The sequence below is a fragment of the Streptomyces sp. SS1-1 genome, from assembly GCF_008973465.1.
Lineage (GTDB): Bacteria > Actinomycetota > Actinomycetes > Streptomycetales > Streptomycetaceae > Streptomyces.
The window spans coordinates 5,475,327-5,493,607 of sequence record NZ_WBXN01000004.1; the positions used below are offsets into that span (position 1 = coordinate 5,475,327).

16 protein-coding genes and 1 riboswitch are annotated in these 18,281 nt (G+C 73.5%); of the genes, 11 read left to right on the top strand and 5 right to left on the bottom strand.

The features are described 5' to 3' along the window. The first annotated feature begins 315 nt into the window (after positions 1-315). From F8R89_RS26500 to F8R89_RS26515, 4 genes are all read left to right on the top strand, one after another. Entirely contained in the window at positions 316-1,659 is a 1,344-nt protein-coding gene (locus F8R89_RS26500; protein ID WP_151786291.1) for a M16 family metallopeptidase, read from the top strand. Further along, positions 1,656-3,044, top strand: a complete 1,389-nt coding sequence (locus F8R89_RS26505) for a M16 family metallopeptidase (protein ID WP_151786292.1) — start codon at positions 1,656-1,658, stop codon at positions 3,042-3,044. Before F8R89_RS26500 ends, F8R89_RS26505 begins: the two co-directional genes overlap by 4 nt. A gap of 201 nt (positions 3,045-3,245) precedes the next feature. Further along, a riboswitch (cyclic di-AMP (ydaO/yuaA leader) is annotated at positions 3,246-3,409 on the top strand. 12 nt (positions 3,410-3,421) lie between these two features. Continuing rightward, a complete protein-coding gene (locus tag F8R89_RS26510; RefSeq protein WP_151786293.1) occupies positions 3,422-4,207 on the top strand; it encodes a M23 family metallopeptidase in 786 nt (261 codons plus the stop codon). Positions 4,208-4,391: 184 nt separating this feature from the next. Next, entirely contained in the window at positions 4,392-5,087 is a 696-nt protein-coding gene (locus tag F8R89_RS26515; protein WP_151786294.1) for a GntR family transcriptional regulator, read from the top strand. Between the two features lie 201 nt (positions 5,088-5,288). Here F8R89_RS26515 and F8R89_RS26520 read toward each other — a convergent pair whose 3' ends face one another. After that, positions 5,289-5,570: an HPr family phosphocarrier protein gene (locus tag F8R89_RS26520; RefSeq protein ID WP_029382363.1), complete on the bottom strand. Its 282-nt coding sequence runs from the start codon at positions 5,568-5,570 to the stop codon at positions 5,289-5,291. 166 nt (positions 5,571-5,736) lie between these two features. Between F8R89_RS26520 and F8R89_RS26530 the strand changes: the two genes are divergently transcribed. Genes F8R89_RS26530 through F8R89_RS26550 form a run of 5 tightly spaced genes read left to right on the top strand, consistent with a single transcriptional unit; the run spans position 5,737 to position 11,625 of the window. Next, positions 5,737-8,583: a bifunctional GNAT family N-acetyltransferase/acetate--CoA ligase family protein gene (locus F8R89_RS26530; protein WP_151786295.1), complete on the top strand. Its 2,847-nt coding sequence runs from the start codon at positions 5,737-5,739 to the stop codon at positions 8,581-8,583. Positions 8,584-8,634: 51 nt separating this feature from the next. Then, positions 8,635-9,222 carry a DUF5998 family protein gene (locus F8R89_RS26535; RefSeq protein ID WP_055622092.1) on the top strand — a complete coding sequence of 196 codons (588 nt, stop codon included), beginning with the start codon at positions 8,635-8,637 and terminating at the stop codon, positions 9,220-9,222. Next, positions 9,222-10,415, top strand: a complete 1,194-nt coding sequence (locus tag F8R89_RS26540) for an alkaline phosphatase family protein (protein ID WP_151786296.1) — start codon at positions 9,222-9,224, stop codon at positions 10,413-10,415. The genes F8R89_RS26535 and F8R89_RS26540 overlap by 1 nt, the downstream gene beginning before the upstream one ends. 49 nt (positions 10,416-10,464) lie before the next feature. After that, positions 10,465-11,112: a thymidine kinase gene (locus tag F8R89_RS26545; RefSeq protein ID WP_151786297.1), complete on the top strand. Its 648-nt coding sequence runs from the start codon at positions 10,465-10,467 to the stop codon at positions 11,110-11,112. 33 nt (positions 11,113-11,145) lie between these two features. Further along, positions 11,146-11,625, top strand: coding sequence for a hypothetical protein (locus tag F8R89_RS26550; RefSeq protein WP_151786298.1), 480 nt, complete (start codon positions 11,146-11,148; stop codon positions 11,623-11,625). Here F8R89_RS26550 and F8R89_RS26555 read toward each other — a convergent pair. After that, positions 11,615-12,343 carry an alpha/beta fold hydrolase gene (locus F8R89_RS26555; RefSeq protein ID WP_151786299.1) on the bottom strand — a complete coding sequence of 243 codons (729 nt, stop codon included), beginning with the start codon at positions 12,341-12,343 and terminating at the stop codon, positions 11,615-11,617. The genes F8R89_RS26550 and F8R89_RS26555 overlap by 11 nt on opposite strands. 151 nt (positions 12,344-12,494) lie before the next feature. On the opposite strand from F8R89_RS26555, the gene F8R89_RS26560 reads away from it, so the two are divergent. Beyond that, on the top strand, positions 12,495-12,893 hold the full coding sequence (locus F8R89_RS26560; protein ID WP_151786300.1) for a winged helix-turn-helix transcriptional regulator: 399 nt from the start codon (positions 12,495-12,497) through the stop codon (positions 12,891-12,893). On the opposite strand, the gene F8R89_RS26565 is transcribed toward F8R89_RS26560, so the two are convergent. Both F8R89_RS26565 and F8R89_RS26570 read right to left on the bottom strand, forming a co-directional pair. After that, the gene (locus F8R89_RS26565; protein WP_151786301.1) at positions 12,890-15,013 is read right to left on the bottom strand and encodes an SDR family NAD(P)-dependent oxidoreductase; all 2,124 of its coding nucleotides are present in this window, start codon (positions 15,011-15,013) and stop codon (positions 12,890-12,892) included. The genes F8R89_RS26560 and F8R89_RS26565 overlap by 4 nt on opposite strands. A 56-nt stretch (positions 15,014-15,069) precedes the next feature. Then, complete coding sequence (locus F8R89_RS26570) at positions 15,070-15,822, bottom strand: TetR/AcrR family transcriptional regulator (protein WP_225994493.1); 753 nt, start codon at positions 15,820-15,822, stop codon at positions 15,070-15,072. Between the two features lie 55 nt (positions 15,823-15,877). On the opposite strand from F8R89_RS26570, the gene F8R89_RS26575 reads away from it, so the two are divergent. After that, complete coding sequence (locus F8R89_RS26575; protein ID WP_225994494.1) at positions 15,878-17,299, top strand: MFS transporter; 1,422 nt, start codon at positions 15,878-15,880, stop codon at positions 17,297-17,299. Here F8R89_RS26575 and F8R89_RS26580 read toward each other — a convergent pair. After that, positions 17,283-18,107 (bottom strand): VOC family protein, encoded by an 825-nt coding sequence (locus tag F8R89_RS26580; protein WP_151786302.1) that lies wholly within the window; start codon positions 18,105-18,107, stop codon positions 17,283-17,285. The genes F8R89_RS26575 and F8R89_RS26580 overlap by 17 nt on opposite strands. Positions 18,108-18,281: the final 174 nt, after the last annotated feature.

Below are 18,281 nucleotides of genomic sequence, written 5' to 3' on the forward strand. Positions count from 1 at the left end.
CGGCGCCGGCGGCAAGCCGGTGCCGCGCGACCGTTCACCCTCAGGGGTGATCGACGGGAAGCATGCCAGGTCGAGCCGAACGGTGCCGGGCCGGGGCCCGGACGGCCCGCCTCCGCCGCATCCGCCCGGTGAGGCCGGGCGAAGGGGCGCGGAGGGCCCTGGGGGAGGCCGCCGGAGGCCGCGGCCGGCCCCGGACCGGCCCGGCGTCCCGACCGGGAACTTCGCCGAGCCTCCGGACGCTGCATACAGTGGCAGGAGCTGAGCAGGATCCGCTCGACACAACGCAGCGCACGCGACCGGAAGGACACCTTGCCCATGGGTCACACGGCCACACCGGAGGCACAATCCGGCGGCCTCACCGCGACCGAGCACCGCCTGGCCAACGGCCTGCGCGTGGTGCTCTCCGAGGACCACCTCACGCCGGTCGCCGCGGTCTGCCTCTGGTACGACGTCGGCTCCCGCCACGAGGTCAAGGGCCGTACCGGACTCGCCCACCTCTTCGAGCACCTGATGTTCCAGGGGTCGAACAGCGTGAAGGGCACGGGCCACTTCGAACTCGTCCAGGGCGCGGGCGGCTCACCGAACGGCACCACCAGCTTCGAGCGCACCAACTACTTCGAGACCATGCCCGCCCACCAGCTGGAGCTCGCGCTCTGGCTGGAGGCCGACCGCATGGGCAGCCTCCTGGTGGCGCTCGACGAGGAGGGCCTGGAGAACCAGCGCGACGTCGTGAAGAACGAGCGGCGCCAGCGCTACGACAACGTCCCGTACGGCACCGCCTTCGAGCGCCTGACCGCGATGTCGTACCCCGACGGGCACCCCTACCACCACACGCCGATCGGCTCCATGGCCGACCTCGACGCGGCGAGCCTGGAGGACGCGCGCGCGTTCTTCCGCACCTACTACGCGCCGAACAACGCCGTGCTGTCGATCGTCGGCGACATCGACCCGGAGCAGACGCTGGCCTGGGTCGAGAAGTACTTCGGCTCCATCCCGGCGCACGACGGCAAGCCGGCCCCGCGGGACGGCTCGCTGCCCGACGTCATCGGCGAGGAGCTGCGCGAGGTCGTCGAGGAGAACGTCCCCGCGCGCGCGATGATGGCCGCCTACCGCCTGCCGAGCGACGGCACGCGCGAGTGCGACGCCGCCGACCTGGCGCTGACGGTCCTCGGCGGCGGCGAGTCCTCCCGCCTCTACAACCGGCTCGTGCGGCGCGACCGTACGGCCGTGGCGGCCGGTTTCGGCCTGCTGCGCCTGGCGGGCGCGCCCTCCCTCGGCTGGCTGGACGTGAAGACCTCCGGTGACGTCGAGGTGCCGGTGATCGAGGCCGCCGTCGACGAGGAGCTCGCCCGCTTCGCCGCGGAGGGCCCCACCGCCGAGGAGATGGAACGCGCGCAGGCCCAGCTGGAGCGCGAGTGGCTGGACCGGCTCGGCACCTGCGCCGGCCGCGCCGACGAACTGTGCCGGTACGCCGTCCTGTTCGGCGACCCGCAGCTCGCCTTCACCGCCGTGCAGCGCGTGCTCGACGTCACCGCCGAGGAGGTGCAGGCGGTCGCCCAGGCCCGGCTGCGCCCGGACAACCGCGCGGTGCTCGTGTACGAGCCGACCGCCGCCGAGGCCGACGAGACCACCGACGAGAACGAGGAGTCGGCGCAGTGACCGAACTCGCGAGCATGGAGTTCCACCCGCAGCCCCAGGCCGGCGCGCCCCGGCCCTGGGCGTTCCCGGCCCCCGAGCGCGGCACCCTGGACAACGGCCTGACGGTCCTGCGCTGCCACCGCCCCGGCCAGCAGGTCGTCGCCGTCGAGGTCCTCCTCGACACGCCGCTCGACGCCGAGCCCGCGGGCCTGGACGGCATCGCCACGATCATGGCGCGCGCCCTGTCCGAGGGCACCGACAAGCACACCGCCGAGGAGTACGCGGCCGAGCTGGAGCGCTGCGGCGCCACCCTCGACGCGTACGCCGACCACCCCGGCGTCCGGGTCAGCCTGGAGGTGCCGGTCTCCCGGCTGCCGAAGGCGCTGGACCTGCTCGCCGACGCGCTCAGGGCGCCGCTGTTCGCCGACGCCGAGGTGGAGCGCCTGGTGCGCAACCGCCTCGACGAGATCCCGCACGAGCTGGCGAACCCGTCGCGCCGGGCGGCCAAGGAGCTGTCCCGGCAGCTGTTCCCGGCGTCCTCGCGCATGTCCCGCCCCCGCCAGGGCACCGAGGAGACCGTCGCCGGCATCGACTCCGCGGCCGTACGCGCGTTCTTCGAGCGGCATGTGCGCCCCGCCACCTCCACGGTCGTGGTCGTCGGCGACCTGACCGGCGTCGACCTGGACGCCCTGCTGGGCGACAGCCTGGGCGCCTGGACCGGTTCGCAGGCCGAGCCGCGGCCCGTCCCGCCGGTCACCGCGGACGACACCGGGCGGGTCGTCATCGTGGACCGCCCCGGAGCCGTGCAGACGCAGCTGCTGATCGGCCGGATCGGCCCCGACCGGCACGACCGCGTGTGGCCGGCGCAGGTCCTCGGCACGTACTGCCTCGGCGGCACGCTCACCTCCCGGCTGGACAAGGTCCTGCGCGAGGAGAAGGGCTATACCTACGGCGTGCGGGCGTTCGGGCAGGTCCTGCGCTCCGCGCCGGACGGCACCGGCGCCTCGATGCTCGCCATCACCGGCTCCGTCGACACGCCCAACACCGGCCCCGCCCTGGACGACCTGTGGACCGTCCTGCGCGGGATCGCCGCCGACGGACTCACCGACGCCGAGCGGGACTTCGCCGTGCAGAACCTGGTCGGGGTGGCGCCGCTGAAGTACGAGACGGCCGCCGCCGTGGCGAGCACGCTGGCCGACCAGGTGGAGCAGCACCTCCCCGACGACTTCCAGGCGACGCTGTACCAGCAGCTCGCCGCCACCGGCACCGTCGAGGCCACCGCCGCGGTCGTCAGCGCCTTCCCGGCGGACCGTCTCGTCACGGTCCTCGTCGGCGACGCGTCGGCGATCCGGGAGCCCGTCGAGGCCCTCGGCATCGGCGAAGTCACCGTCGTGACGGCCGACTAGAGCACCGGCCCGTCCCGCGCGCGGGGGAGCCCTGGTGACGGCAACGTCACCAGGGCTCCCTTATGCCCGAATTGGGGCGGAGGCGGCCTGTCTGCCCTGTGGGATGCGCTACAAAAGCCGCGTTCCGTTTGGGAATTGAACACTGTCCCGCTTAGCGTCTTCCGGGCTGTTCGTCAGGCAGTGCGCCGCGCCCGCGGCACCGGACAGTCATCGCCGAGTCCCCGTATGGCGCGAGCCAGGGGAGCCGGGGACCCACCGCAGTCCCTGGGGTGAATCGGACGCCCGCGCAGCCGCGAGGGGGTCCGTAGGAGACCTTCCTGCTCCGAACCCGTCAGCTAACCCGGTAGGCGAGAGGGAAGGAAAGGACCAGCCACCACATGGCGTTCAGCTGCGCCACGGGGAAGAACCGCCCCTCCGGGAAGCACCGCAAGCCCGGCCGGTTCGAGCGCACCACGGCCCGTGCGGCCGGTGTCGCCGCCCTCACCGCCACCGGCGTCGTGGGCACCCTCGCCGCCCCCGCGCTGGCCGCCGAGCCCGCCGCGGAGCAGACCGGTCTCATCCCGGTCGTCGCCGTCGAGGACTCCATCGCCACCCAGATCGACGCGCAGGCCGCCGCCCAGGAGCGGGCCGCCGCCGAGGCCGCGGCCCTCAAGCAGGCCGCCCAGGAGGCCGCGCGCCACAAGGCCGCCGAGAAGGCCAAGCAGGAGCGGGAGGCCAAGGAGCGCGCCGCGCGGGAGGCCGAGCGCAAGCGCCTGCTGTCCTACGTCGCCCCGATCGCCGGGTCGTACGTGTCGACCTCCTACCAGTCCGGCGGTGGCCTCTGGTCCTCCGGCAGCCACACCGGCATCGACTTCCACGCCGCCAGCGGCACCTCGGTGCACGCGGTCGGCGCCGGCACCGTCGTCGAGGCCGGCTGGGGCGGGGCCTACGGCAACAACGTCGTGATCAAGATGAACGACGGCACCTACACCCAGTACGGGCACCTGTCGTCGATCGGCGTCTCGGTGGGCCAGACGGTCACCCCCGGCCAGCAGATCGGCCTGTCCGGCGCCACCGGCAACGTCACGGGCCCGCATCTGCACTTCGAGGCGCGCACCACCGCCGAGTACGGCTCCGACATCGACCCGGTCGGCTATCTGCGCTCGCACGGCGTCGCGCTCTGACGCGCCCGTCCGCCTTAACGTGGCCCCGGCTCCCGAGCCGGGGCTTTCGGTCTTTCTGGACAAGGACTGTCCAAAAAATATCCATGGATTCCGGCCCGCCGTCGGAAATTCACGCTTCTTGCCATAGAGTCGCTGAACACACGTCATTCGTCGACGTTTCACGGGGATTAAGGCGGAGGTCGGCATGCGTATTCCGGCGCACTCGGTGTGCACCGCGATCCGGGACGACATCGTCGCCGGTGTCCTGGAGCGCGGCGGCCGGCTCACGGAGGAGGTCCTCGCCCGCCGCTACGGCGTCTCCCGTGTCCCCGTGCGCGAGGCGCTGCGCACCCTGGAGGCGGAGGGCTTCGTCGTGACCCGACGGCACGCGGGCGCGTGCGTGGCCGAGCCCACCGAGCAGGAGGCGGCCGACGTCCTGGAGATGCGCACCCTGCTGGAGCCGCTCGGCGCCGCACGGGCCGCCCAGCGGCGCACCGAGGCCCATCTGAAGGTGCTGCGGGGCCTGGTCAGGCTGGGTCAGGAGCGGGCCAGGCGGGGCAACAGCGAGGATCTGCGCTCGCTGGGCGGCTGGTTCCACGAGACGCTGGCCCAGGCCTCGGGCAGCACCGCGCTCACCTCGACGCTGACCCAGCTGCGGCACAAGATCGCCTGGATGTACGCCGTGGAGGCGTCCGCCGACCCCGTGGAGTCCTGGGCGGAGCACGGCGCGATCGTGGACGCGGTGGCGCGCGGCGACGGCGAACGCGCCCGCGCGCTCACCGCCCTGCACACCGAGCGCGGGCTGTCCGCGCACCGGCTGCGCTTCGGCTCCGGGGGCGAGCGCGCGGAGCGTGTGAGGAATTCGCAACATGCCGTAAACATGCCGAGCCTGCGGAATTAACACAGGCGCCGTATACAAAGAAGAGCAATTCCGGGGCGGCGCATTCATGCTGCCCTTTTTTGACTGTCCGGGGTAATTCAGGTGCCGTCGTGGCGCCGCCGCCGTGAAATTCCACGCGAGCCCGGCCCGGAAAGACGAAGCCGCGCCCGCCGGAAAGGCGGACGCGGCTTCCGTGCCGTGCGGGAGACCCGCTCGGGCCACTCAGACCGTCTCGGGCAGTTCCTCGAGGCCCTCGGCGACCAGCTTGGCCAGACGGTCGAGGGCGGCGTCCGCACCCTCGGCGTCGGAGGCGAGGACGATCTCCTCGCCGCCCTGGGCGCCCAGGCCCAGGACCGCCAGCATCGAGGCCGCGTTGACGGGGTTGCCGTCGGCCTTGGCGATGGTCACCGGGACGCCTGTGGCCGTGGCGGCCCGGACGAAGATGGAGGCGGGGCGGGCGTGGAGACCCTCGGCCCAGCCGACGTTGACGCGGCGCTCAGCCATGTGTTGCTGCCCTTCGGTGTTCAGGGTTGTCTAGACCAGTTTCACACATTGGGGGCGCCCGATGGAACGGCCCGCGCGCCCCTGCCTCGACGACCGCCGCACCCCGCCGGACGTCGGGAACAGCCTGCCTCGCGCCGGTGTCGTACGCGAGCCGTAACCTGGCCCCATGCAGAGCGCCTCGGACCGGCACGTGTACCCCGCCCACTGGGAAGCCGACGTGGTGCTGCGCGACGGCGGCACCGCGCGCATCCGGCCCATCACCGTCGACGACGCCGAGCGCCTGGTCAGCTTCTACGAACAGGTGTCCGACGAATCGAAGTACTACCGCTTCTTCGCGCCCTACCCGCGCCTGTCCGCCAAGGACGTCCGCCGCTTCACCCACCACGACTTCGTGGACCGGGTGGGACTCGCGGCCACGATCGGCGGCGACTTCATCGCCACCGTGCGGTACGACCGCATCGGCGCCGACGGGGCGCCCGCGTCCGCCCCCGCCGACGAGGCCGAGGTCGCCTTCCTCGTCCAGGACGCCCACCAGGGACGCGGCGTCGCCTCCGCCCTGCTCGAACACATCGCGGCGGTCGCCCGGGAGCGCGGCATACGCCGGTTCGCCGCCGAGGTGCTGCCCGCCAACACCAAGATGATCAAGGTGTTCACGGACGCCGGGTACACCCAGAAGCGCAGCTTCGAGGACGGCGTCGTCCGCCTGGAGTTCGACCTGGAGCCCACCGACCGCTCGCTCGCCGTGCAGTACGCGCGCGAGCAGCGCGCCGAGGCCCGGTCCGTGCAGCGCCTCCTCGTGCCCGGCTCCGTCGCCGTCGTCGGCGTCGGCCGCACCCCCGGCGGCGTCGGCCGAGGCGTCCTCGGCAACATCACGGACGCCGGGTTCACCGGCCGGGTGTACGCGGTGAACAAGGCGTTCCCGAAGGACCTGGAGGAGATCGACGGGGTGCCCGCGCACCGGTCCGTGCGCGAGATCGAGGAGCAGGTCGACCTCGCGGTCGTCGCCGTCCCCGCCGAGCAGGTGCCCGAGGTCGTCGCCGAGTGCGGCGCCCACGGCGTCCAGGGACTGGTCGTCCTCGCCGCCGGATACGCCGAGAGCGGCCCCGAGGGGCGCGAGCGGCAGCGCGCGCTCGTACGGCAGGCCCGCAGCTACGGCATGCGGATCATCGGCCCCAACGCCTTCGGCGTCATCAACACCTCCGACCGGGTCCGGCTGAACGCCTCCCTCGCCCCCGAGACGCCCCGCCCCGGCCGGATCGGGCTGTTCGCCCAGTCCGGCGCCATCGGCATCGCCCTGCTCTCCCGACTGCACCGCCGCGGCGGCGGCGTCACCGGCGTCACCGGCGTGTCCACGTTCGTCTCCTCCGGCAACCGCGCCGACGTCAGCGGCAACGACGTCCTGCAGTACTGGTACGACGACCCCGACACCGACGTCGCCCTCATGTACCTGGAGTCCATCGGCAACCCCCGCAAGTTCACCCGCCTCGCCCGGCGCACGGCGGCGGCCAAACCCCTCGTCGTGGTCCAGGGCGCCCGGCACGGCGGCGCCGCCCCGCAGGGCCACACGGTCCGCGTCACCCGCCTGCCGCACGCCACCGTGTCCGCGCTGCTCCGCCAGGCCGGCGTGATCCGCGTCGACACCATCACCGAGCTGGTCGACGCCGGACTGCTGCTCGCCCGCCAGCCGCTGCCCGCCGGACCCCGCGTGGCCATCCTCGGCAACTCGGAGTCGCTCGGCCTGCTCACCTACGACGCCTGCCTCGCCGAGGGCCTGCGCCCCCTGCCACCGCTCGACCTCACGACCCAGGCGTCGGCCGCCGACTTCCACGCCGCCCTGTCGCACGCGCTCGCCGACGACACCTGCGACGCCGTCGTCGTCACGGCGATCCCGGCCATCGGAGACGCCTCCACCGGGGACGCCGAGCTCGCCGAGGCCCTGCGGTCGGCGGCCGAGCGGGTGCCGGGCAAGCCGGTCCTAGTCGTCCACGTGGAGCTGGGCGGACTGGCAGAGGCCCTGTCGGCGGCGGCCAGCACCGCGCCCCAGACCGGCACCACGCTCCGAGGCTCCGTGCCCCGCCCGCACCCCGTCCGCCCCCTGGACTTCCCGGCGGAAGCGCCGCCCGGACCGGACGGCGACCCCGGCGGCTCACCGCGGCTGATCCCCGCCTACCCGGCCGCCGAACGGGCCGTCCGCGCGCTCGGCGAGGCCGTCAAGTACGCCCAGTGGCGGCGCGAGGCCGCTGAGCCCGGCCGTGTCCCCGAGTACGACGACATCGACGAGAAGGGCGCCGCACAGCTGATCGACCGGCTGCTCGCGCGCGGCCAGGGCCTCACGCTCGGCACCGACGACACCTGCGAGCTGCTCGGCCGGTACGGCGTCCATGTGCACCGCGCCCTGCACGCACCCACCGCCGACGCGGCCGTGGAAGCCGCCGGGACGCTCGGCTACCCCGTCGCCCTCAAGGCCACCGCGCCCCATCTGCGGCACCGCGCCGACCTCGGCGGAGTCCGCCTCGACCTCGCGGACGAGGAGCAACTGCGACGGGCGTACACCGAGTTGGCCGAGCTGTTCGGCAAGCCGGAGGAGCTCAGGCCGGTCGTGCAGCGCATGGCGCCGCGCGGCGTGGACACCGTCGTTCGGGCCGTCATCGACCCGGCGGCCGGTGCCGTGCTGTCCTTCGGGCTCGCCGGCGCCGCCTCCCAGCTGCTCGGCGACATGGCGCACCGCCTGGTCCCGGTCACCGACCGCGACGCCGCCTCGCTCGTCCGCGCCATCCGCACCGCCCCGCTGCTGTTCGGCTGGCGGGGCTCCGCGCCCGTGGACACCCCGGCCCTGGAGGAGCTGCTGCTGCGGGTGTCCCGCCTCGTCCACGACCACCCCGAGGTCGTCGCCGTCACCCTGGAGCCGGTGGTCGTCGCCGCGCACGGGCTGAGCGTCCTCGGGGCCTCCGTGCGGCTCGCGCCGCCGCCCGCCCGCGACGACCTCGGGCCCCGGACCCTGCCTGCCTACTGAGACGACGGTGACCGGTGCCTCGCAGTCGGTGCACCCCCGTAGGATGGCGTCATGGCCAAGACCAGTACGACGACCCAGGGGCTGCGTGCGGCGATCGAGCGCAGCGGCTACTACCCGGCCCTCGTGGCCGAGGCGGTGGAGGCCGCCGTGGGCGGCGAGCCCATCCGGTCGTACCTGGTCCACCAGGAGACGACGTTCGACCAGAACGAGGTGCGCCGGCACGTGACCGTGCTGGTCCTCACCCACAACCGCTTCATCGTCAGCCACACCGACGAGCAGGCCGCCGACAGCACCTCCCCGACGCCGTACGCCACGACGTCCACCGAGTCGGTCAAGCTCGGCCGGATCTCGTCGGTCGTCGTCAGCCGCGTCGTCGCCAACCCCGAGCAGTACACCCCGGGCACCCTGCCCCGCGAGATCGTCCTCACCATCGGCTGGGGCGCCGTCTCCCGCATCGACCTGGAGCCCGCCGCCTGCGGCGACCCCAACTGCGAGGCCGACCACGGCTACACGGGCAGCTCCACGGCCGACGACCTCAGCCTGCGCGTCAGCGAGGCCGGTGACGGCCCGGAGACCGTCCGCCAGGCCCTCCTCTTCGCCCAGTCCCTCTCCGAGGCGACCGCGGACGTCGCCCGCTGATGGTCCAGACCGCCGCCTGGGACGCCCACCCGGAACCCCTCGCCGTCGCCTCCGCCCCCGTCCCCCAGTACGGCGGCGGATCCCTCGCCGACCTGCTGCCCACGCTGGCCGCGGGCATGGGCGTACCGGACATGACGGCCGTGATCACCGAGCTGTCCGCCGCCGACCGCAACTGCGTGTTCCTGATCGACGGCCTCGGCTGGGAGCAGCTGCGGGCCCACCCCGACGAGGCGCCGTTCATGACGTCGCTCCTCGCCGGCTCACGCGGCGGCAGCGGGCACCCCATCACCGCGGGCTTCCCGGCCACCACGGCGACCTCCCTCGCCTCCGTCGGCACCGGCCGGCCGCCCGGCGCGCACGGCCTGCCCGGCTACACCGTGCGCAACCCCGACACCGGCGAGCTGATGAACCAGCTCCGCTGGAACCCGTGGACCCCGCCGCACGTCTGGCAGCCGTACCCCACCGTCTTCGAGCTGGCGCACCGCGCGGGCGTGCACGCCGCGCAGGTCTCGTCCCCCACCTTCCAGAACACCCCGCTCACCAAGGTCGCCCTCAGCGGCGGCAGCTTCCTCGGGCGGCTGGCCGGAGAGGAGCGCGTCGACCTGGCCGCCGAGCAGCTCGCGGCGGGCGACCGCGCCCTCGTCTACACGTACTACGCCGAGCTGGACGGCGCCGGACACCGCTACGGCGTCGACTCCGACACCTGGCGCGGGCAGCTGATGTACGTCGACCGGCTCGTCCAGCGCCTCGCCGAACAGCTCCCGCCGCGCACCGCGCTCTACGTCACCGCCGACCACGGCATGATCGACGTGCCCTTCGACGAGGAGCACCGCATCGACTTCGACGCGGACTGGGAGCTGCGCGCCGGGGTCGCCCTGCTGGGCGGCGAGGGCCGCGCCCGGCACGTCTACGCGGTTCCCGGTGCCGCGCAGGACGTCCTGACCTGCTGGCGCGAGGTGCTGGGCGAGCAGTTCTGGGTGGCGTCGCGGGACGAGGCGATCGAGGCGGGCTGGTTCGGCCCGCACATCGACGAGCGGGTCTACGGCCGCCTCGGCGACGTGATCGCGGCCGCGCGGGACGACGTCCTGATCATCGCGTCCGAACGGGAGCCGAAGGAGTCGGCGATGGTCGGCAACCACGGCTCGATGACCCCCGCCGAGCAACTGGTCCCGTTGCTCGAAGTACGCTCCTGACGCTCCTCGTACGCTCCGCTTCCCCTCACCGAAAGGCGCTCGACCCCCCATGCCCGAGCTGGTGTTCTTCTCCGGAACCATGGACTGCGGGAAGTCGACGCTGGCTCTCCAGATCGAGCACAACCGTTCGGCGCGCGGCCTGGCCGGCATCATCTTCACGCGCGACGACCGCGCGGGCGAGGGCAAGCTGTCCAGCCGGCTCGGCCTCGTCACCGACGCGGTGGAGGTCGAGGACGGCGCCGACCTGTACGCCTACGTGGTCGACCACCTCTCCCGGGGCGGTCGCGCGGACTACGTCATCGCCGACGAGGCGCAGTTCCTCGCCCCGGAACAGATCGACCAACTCGCCCGCGTCGTCGACGACCTGAGCCTCGACGTCTTCGCCTTCGGCATCACCACCGACTTCCGCACCAAGCTCTTCCCCGGCTCCCAGCGCCTGGTGGAGCTGGCCGACCGCGTCGAGGTCCTCCAGGTCGAGGCCCTGTGCTGGTGCGGCGCCCGCGCCACCCACAACGCCCGCACGATAGGCGGCGAGATGGTCGTCGAGGGCGCCCAGGTCGTCATCGGCGACGTCGACCAGTCCGACACGATCGGCTACGAGGTCCTGTGCCGCCGCCACCACCGCCGCCGCATGACAGCGGCGACGGCGCGGGCGGCGGCGTTGTCACCGGACGTGTTGCCGGTCACGACCACCTGACCGAGGGAACGCAGAACCTCTGAGGAGCGAGCTGTGGAACGTCGACATCTTCTGACCGCCCCGGCCGCTCTGGCCGCCGCACTGGCCCTCGTCTCCGGCTGCGCGTCCGGCGACGACGCGAGCGAGTCGCCCGGCCGTCCGGCCTCTTCGGCCTCCCCGGACGGGGCGCGCCAGGCGGTGGCGGCGTACGTGGAAGCCCTGAACTCGCGCAGCGCCTCCCGGCTGATCGCCGTCGGGGGTGTGGAGGACGAGAAGTGGTCGAGGCAGGAGGCCGCGCGGATCCTCGCGGAGAGGGGCGGCCGAGGCTGGCGGATCGAGGACGTCCGGATCGAGCACGACATGGGACCGGACACCGGTTCGGCTCGGCTCAAGGCCATGGACAAGGCGGGGGAGGCCTGGCAGGACACCTTCACCGTGACCCGCGACAAGGGCGCCTGGCATCTCGTGGTCTTCACACATCAGCCGGGGGAGCCCGGCAAGGAGACCGCGGCCACCGGGAGACCTACCTCCTGAGATCCAGCAGCAACTCGCTCAGCTCCTCCGGCATGGTGATCATGCAGTCGTGTCCAGTGGGAAGTTCCCGCACCCGGGACGGGGAGCCGTTCGGCTGGGTCGCGGGGACCGGGCGGCGGGTGATGCCCTCCGGGGCCGGGCCGACGCAGTGGATGTGGGTGCGGGGGACGGCTCGCACGGCCGGGTTGTCGAGGCGGGCCGGCTGCTGGAGGCAGAGCACGGGCTGGTCGGAGAGCGTGGCGCGCAGCCACGCCACGTCCGCCGGGTCCGTGACGCCGAACAGGCCGAAGGGCGGCGGCAGTTCCGGCAACGGGGGGATGCGCCACGGGGTGTCCGACGAGGCGGCCAGGTCGATCAGCTGCTGCGTGATCGGCTGGACGTCGACGGCGGACTCCCCGTGTTCCGGGACCATCGCGTCCAGGTACACCAGGTGCGCGATGCGCTCCGGCACCTCGTTGGCCGCCGAGGAGACGACCAGGCCGGCGTAACTGTGGCCGACCAGCACCACGTCGGTCAGGTCCTCGTCCTTGATCAGCCGTACGACGTCCTCGACGTGCGTCTCCAGGCCGACGTCGGGTGCGAGCAGGTGCGCCTTGTCGCCGTAGCCGGTGAGGGAGGGGTGCAGGACGCGGTGACCGGCCGCCTCCAGCAGCGGGGTCAGCCGGTTCCAGCACCGGCCGTCGTGCCAGGCGCCGTGGACAAGCAGGTAGGTCGACACAGGGGAGCCTTTCGGGAAGGGAGAACGCAGGGGGGGAGCGGTTCCCTTTCGTGCCTCGGTACGCTTCGGGAACCGCCCTTTCATCGTGGTGCACGCCCCCGACCATGGGCAATAAGGCACATTTCGGTGACCCGGTTCTCTGGAGGTAACCATGCGCGCGGAAGACCCCTGCCGCACCCGTGAGGTGCTCGGCATCGTCGGCGACAAGTGGTCCCTGCTGGTCGTCCGCAATCTCAGCCAGGGGCCGCGCCGCTTCACCGAGCTCAAACGCGCCACCACCGGCATCAGCCAGCGCATGCTCACCGTCACCCTGCGCAGCCTGGAACGCGACGGCATCCTCACCCGCACGGTCCACAACGTCATGCCCCCGCACGTCAGTTACGAGCTCACCCCCATGGGAGCCACCCTGCGCGAGGCCACCGCACCCCTGCTGGAGTGGAGCATCCGCTACCTGGACGACATCGAGGCCGCCCGCGCCACGTACGACAGCCGTGACGAGGCGCCTTCGGCCCGGGCGACGAGTTCGACGTCGTCCGAGACCGACTCCTAGCCCCCGTGCCGGCGGCGCAGTCCCTCAGCCAGGGGGGCCTTCGCGAAGGCGCCCGTCGCCACGCGGGTCGCGATCGTGCGGCGGACGATGCGGTCGGTCAGGGCGGGGGCGTGACGGGCCAGGGCCATCTCCGCCCGGCCGCGCCGTGTCGTCGCCACGTCGCGCGGGGCCCGGCGGGCCGTGACCGACGAGACCACCGCGGCCACCACGCCCTCCAGCGGCTCCGGACGCGACACCCCGTCCAGGGAGAGGCCCGCCTCCCGCGTGCTGTCGTGGATCGGGCTGCGCACCATGCTCGGGTACACCGTCGTCACCCCGACGTGCGTGCCGACCTCCAGGCGCAGTGTGTCCGCGTAGGCGGCCAGGGCCCGCTTCGAGACGCCGTACGCGGCGGCCAGGGGCAGCGGCAGCACCGCCATGCGCGAGGCGATGAACACCACCCGGCCGCGCGCCCGTTCGAGATGGGGGAGGGCCGCCGCCGTCACGTCCCAGGCACCCAGCAGGTTCAGGTTCAGCTGTGCGTGCACCTCCTCGGACGGCCGCAGCTCGGCCGGTGCCGGTCCGCCCCGACCCGCGTTGTTCACCAGGACGTCCAGGCCTCCGCCGAGGAGTCGCACGGCCTCCTCGACGCCCTTGGTCACCGACTCGGGGTCGGTCAGGTCGCAGCCCACGACGGGCACCGGCGCCGACGCGTCGCCGTGCAGGTCCAATCCGACGACCTGGGCGCCGAGTTCGGTGAAGCGTTCCCCGAGGGCCCGCCCGAAGGTGCCCGCCGCGCCCGTGACGATCACGCGTCGGCCCGCCAGCGGGGTCGCCCTCCGCACGCCTTCCAGGTCCCGCGCCACCTCGCGCAGATACCGGTCCACGTCGATCCGCATGTGCGGGCGCTTGTCGCCCCAGCGTTCCCGCGCCGACTGCAGCTCACCGCCGACCGACGCCAGCATCCGGTCCCGCGACGGCCGGGGCAGCCGTCCGGTCAGATGGGCGGCGAGCAGCCGGCTCTGCGCCTCCACCACCGGGAGCGCCGAACCCGTCGACTGCATCAGGCCCACGAAGGACAGGGCGTCGTCGTCCAGTGAGAACACATGGCGGTAGAGCGGAAGGCGGGCCGGGTCCGGGACCAGCGCCGGGTCCAGGAACGGCACCGTGGCCCGGTACCCGGTGCACCACAGCACATGGTCCACCTCGTCCTCGCGCCCGTCCGTGAAACGCACCCGGCGCCCCTCGAAACGCTCGATGCCCGCCCGCACGCCGATCTTCCCGGCCCGCACCAGCGCGGGGACGGTGTCGCTCAGCGTCGGATGGTCCTGGAGCACGCCCTCGGGCGACGGCGGCAGCGCCGGGCCCTCCTCGCCCCGGGCGGCGAGTCGCAGCATCGTCTGGGACATCCGCTGGCGCAGCCGCCACGGCAGGACGGCCGCGAGCGCGCCGTTCCACTGGTCGGTCGGGCGGCCGAACAGCCGCTTCGGCAGCACCCACACACCGCGCCGAGCCGAGATCAGCACCTCGTCCGCCTGCCCCGCCAGCTCCGTCGCGATGTCCATCGCGGAGTTGCCCGTGCCCACGACCAGCACCCGCCGGCCCGCGAACTCGGACGGCTCGCGGTAGGTGTGCGCGTGCGAGGTGGTGCCCTCGAAGGTGCCGGGGTAGGGCGGCTCGGGCAGGCGTGGGGTGTGGTTGTGCCCGTTGGCGACCACCAGATGCGCGACCGTCTCCTCGTACGCGCCCTCGGGGCCGGTCAGTTCGAGCAGCCAGCCGTCCCCGGTGCGGTGGGCGGCGACCAGTTCCGTGCCCGTGCGGAAGCGTCCCGTCACCCCGAAGTGGTCCGCGTACTCCTGCACGTAGGCGAGGAGTTGACCCCGTGAGGGGTAGTCCGGCCAGTCGGCGGGCATCGGGTGGTCGCCGAACTCGGTGCGGGGCTTCGACGTGTTGAGGCGCAGCCCCTCGTACGCGGCCGTGTCCGGCGTCAGCCGCCACAGTCCGCCCAGCTCGCCGGCGCGTTCCACGCCGAACACCTCGACGCCCGCCTGCAGCAGCGCCTTCACGGCCGCGATGCCCGCGATCCCGCCGCCGACGACGGCCACCCGTCCCGGTTCCGTCGTGCCCCGCCCTGCGCCCATCGCGTCCGCGCCCTTCCCCGAGCCGTCCAGCCGCCCCGCGCGGCTGTCCCGTGGAGTTATTCCAACGTGCGATGGATTATTACGTCACTTCCCTCGCGGGCACCAGACCCCGTCCCGGCCTCCGCCCGCCCCGGGCCGTACAGGGCGTCGAGGAAGCGGCGGACCCACAGGCGGAACTCGTAGCGCTCCCGCTCCCGTTCGGCGGGGGAGGCGGCGGCCAGCGCGGTGACATGCCCGTGCGCCGCCCACACCAGGCTGCGCACCGTCACATGCGGGGTCGTCTCGCGCACCGTCCCCGCCTGCGCGGCCTCCAGCAGCGCCCGCTCCACCTCGCCGTACAACGGCAGCGCGTACGCCCGGTCCAGGCCGGCGCCGCGCGTCGGGTCGAGCCACCGGCGCAGCCACAGGAACGTGGTGTGCGGATGCTCCTCCAGGAAGTCCACGAAACCCTCCGCGAGCGCGCGGAGCGCCGTGGCGAGAGGCTCGCCGCCGGTCGCCGCCGCCCGCTCCAGATCGGCCACCAGCGGGGCCAGCGCCGCTCGCTCCGCCGCGTGCACCCGCTCGAAACAGGCGTCGTACAGCGCCTCCTTGGCCGGGAAGTGGTGGTGCAGGCTCGACACGTCGATGCCGACGCGTGCCGCGATGTCGCGCAGCGAGGTCCCCTCCGGGCCGCGCGCGGCGAACAGTTCCGTCGCCTCCCGCAGGATCACCTCGCGGGTGGAGGGACCGTCGCGCTCCGCGCGGCGGGGCCGGCCGGGTCCGCGCCGGGCGGGCCGCTGATCGGGGGGTGTCTCGCTGCTCTTCCTCATCCGGCACAGTCTGGCTAGGATCCGCAGACCTCGCAATCCAACACCTGAGGGATTCATGAACGCCGCCACAGGATCCGAAGCCCCTCTCCCCGACGACCGCCCCCGCGCCGCACACACGGACCCGGCGACGGACGCCGGGGACGGCGCGGACGTGCCCCGCCCCGCCCTCGTGCGCTACGCGCTCGGCTCGGCCGGCATGGGCGTCTACGTCACCGTCCCCGGCCTACTGCTCCTGTACTTCCTCACCGACACCCTCGGGGTCACCCCCTGGCTGGCCGGTCTGGCGCTGCTCGTCCCGAAGGCCGTGGACATCGTCCTGCACCCGTTCGTCGGCTCCCTCTCCGACCGGGAACGCGCCCGCCGGGGGACCCGACTGCGGCTGCTGACGGCGGGCTGCGCCCTCGCGCCCGCGTTCGTCGCCCTGTTCACCGTCCCCGGTCCCGTGGCCGACCGCCCCTGGGCCGCGGCCCTGTGGGTCGCCGCCTGGTTCGTCGTCGCCAACGCCCTGTTCGCCGCGTACCAGGTGCCCTACCTCGCCACCCCCACCGACATGGCGGTCGGCTACCACGGCCGGACCCGGGTGCTGTCCTTCCGGATGGTGGTCCTCACCGTCGGCATCCTCGTCGGCGGCGCGCTCGCCCCGCTGCTCGCGGGGGAGGGCGACTCGGTCGGCCGGTACGTGGCCATGGCCCTGGTCCTCGGCGTCTTCACCGTCGTCTTCCAGTACGTCGGCATCGGCGGCGTCCGCGACCTGCTGCCCGCGCCGGGCCCGGCGAAGGAGGCGGGGGACCGGCACGGCCCCGCCCTCGCCCAGGTCCGGGACGTCCTGCGCGGCAACCGCCCCTTCCGCGTCCTGGTCTCCTGCTACCTCCTGGTGTCCACCACGACCCACCTCGTCCTCGCCGGACTGCCGTACTACGCCCGCCACGAGCTGGGCCGCCCCGGCTTCACCACCGTCCTCATGGCCGCGTTCGTCGCCCCCGCCCTGCTCACCACGCCCCTGTGGTTCCGGCTCTCCCGGAGCTGGGGCAAGCAGCGCTGTCTGCTGCTGTGCCAGGGCTTCTTCGTCGCCGGGGCGCTCGGTCTCGCGGTGGGGAAGGCGGCCGGTCCCGTCGTCCCCGTCCTGTGCACCCTGGTGCTCGGGGTGTGCTTCGCGGGCCTCCAGCTCTTCCCGTTCTCGATGGTCCCGGACACCGTCCGCGCGGTCGGCGGCGAGTCCGAACGGACCGGCGCCTACACGGGAGTGTGGACGGCGACGGAGGCGACGGGCGCCGCGGCCGGCCCGTACCTCTACTCGGCCGCTCTCGCCGTCGGCGGCTACGCGGCGGCGCGGGCCGGCGAGGAGGTCACCCAGTCCGGCGGCGCGCACACGGCCATCCTGCTCGGCTTCACGCTCCTGCCCGCGCTCCTCATGACGGCGGCCCTCGCGGTGCAGTCCCGCTACCGGCTCGACGCCCGCTTCACGGCGCTCCGTTGAGGGTGCGCCCGTCGCGGGGCCCGGCCTGCACCAGCGCGAACCGCGCCCCCTCCGGGTCGGCCACCGTCGCGACCCGCCCGTGCCCGGTGTCATGGGACGGGATCAGCGACCGCCCCCCGAGTGCGACGACCCGGTCCACCGCCGCGTCGGTGTCCGGCACGGTGAAGTACGTCAGCCAGTGGGGGCCCCGGTCCCGGGGGAGCGCGGTGCCGAGGCCGTGGACGTCCGCGACGGGACGGCCGTCGACGCGCAGGGTGACGTGGTCGGCTCCGGTCATCTCCTCCTCGTAACCGAACACCGTGGCGTAGAACTTGGCGATGTTCTCGGCCTCGTAGGTCCACAGTTCGTTCCAGGCGGGGGCGCCGGGTACGCCGGAGACGGCCGTGCCGAGGTGGGCGGCGGCCTGCCAGATGCCGAAGACGGCGCCGGCGGGGTCGGAGCAAATCGCCATACGGCCGGCCTCACCGGCGTCCAGCGGCCCCACCCCGACCGTGCCGCCGCACAGCCGTACCGTCTCGGCGGTCGCGTCGACGTCCCGCGAGGCGAGGTACGGCGTCCAGGCGACGGGGAGATGGAGATCGGGCGGCAGTTGGCCGATTCCGGCCACCTCACGTCCGTCGAGCAGCGCGCGCGCATAGGGCCCGAGTTGCCGGGGGCCGGGCTGGAACTCCCAGCCGAACAAGGCTCCGTAGAACTCCTGGGTGGCGTCCGGTGCGTGCACCATCAGGCTCACCCAGCAGGGTGTGCCGGGCGCGTGCCGGGCGTGTGTCGCGCCGTGCGGGCCGGTCGACCCCCGTGCCTCGGTCATCGTCACTCTCTCCTCGGCCGCTGGCGCCGGCCGTGTCGCTTCCGCTGTCCGGACCCCCGAGCCGATGCTCGCACCACCGTGGCCGCGCGTGACGCGGGCGCGCCGCCGCACGGCGGCCGGCAGACGTGGACGCCTGTGTGCGCGATACCGCCCGTTCCCGTGCGACGGACGACG

Bases quoted from the DNA above. Each gene is read 5' to 3' on its own strand.
- F8R89_RS26545 (WP_151786297.1), top strand. From the start codon at position 10,465: ATGCCCGAGCTGGTGTTCTTCTCCGGAACCATGGACTGCGGGAAGTCG.
- F8R89_RS26570 (WP_225994493.1), bottom strand. From the start codon at position 15,822: ATGAGGAAGAGCAGCGAGACACCCCCCGATCAGCGGCCCGCCCGGCGC.
- F8R89_RS26535 (WP_055622092.1), top strand. From the start codon at position 8,635: ATGGCCAAGACCAGTACGACGACCCAGGGGCTGCGTGCGGCGATCGAG.
- F8R89_RS26510 (WP_151786293.1), top strand. From the start codon at position 3,422: ATGGCGTTCAGCTGCGCCACGGGGAAGAACCGCCCCTCCGGGAAGCAC.
- F8R89_RS26575 (WP_225994494.1), top strand. From the start codon at position 15,878: ATGAACGCCGCCACAGGATCCGAAGCCCCTCTCCCCGACGACCGCCCC.
- F8R89_RS26560 (WP_151786300.1), top strand. From the start codon at position 12,495: ATGCGCGCGGAAGACCCCTGCCGCACCCGTGAGGTGCTCGGCATCGTC.
- F8R89_RS26515 (WP_151786294.1), top strand. From the start codon at position 4,392: ATGCGTATTCCGGCGCACTCGGTGTGCACCGCGATCCGGGACGACATC.
- F8R89_RS26580 (WP_151786302.1), bottom strand. From the start codon at position 18,107: ATGACCGAGGCACGGGGGTCGACCGGCCCGCACGGCGCGACACACGCC.
- F8R89_RS26530 (WP_151786295.1), top strand. From the start codon at position 5,737: ATGCAGAGCGCCTCGGACCGGCACGTGTACCCCGCCCACTGGGAAGCC.
- F8R89_RS26565 (WP_151786301.1), bottom strand. From the start codon at position 15,013: ATGGGCGCAGGGCGGGGCACGACGGAACCGGGACGGGTGGCCGTCGTC.
- F8R89_RS26520 (WP_029382363.1), bottom strand. From the start codon at position 5,570: ATGGCTGAGCGCCGCGTCAACGTCGGCTGGGCCGAGGGTCTCCACGCC.
- F8R89_RS26500 (WP_151786291.1), top strand. From the start codon at position 316: ATGGGTCACACGGCCACACCGGAGGCACAATCCGGCGGCCTCACCGCG.
- F8R89_RS26540 (WP_151786296.1), top strand. From the start codon at position 9,222: ATGGTCCAGACCGCCGCCTGGGACGCCCACCCGGAACCCCTCGCCGTC.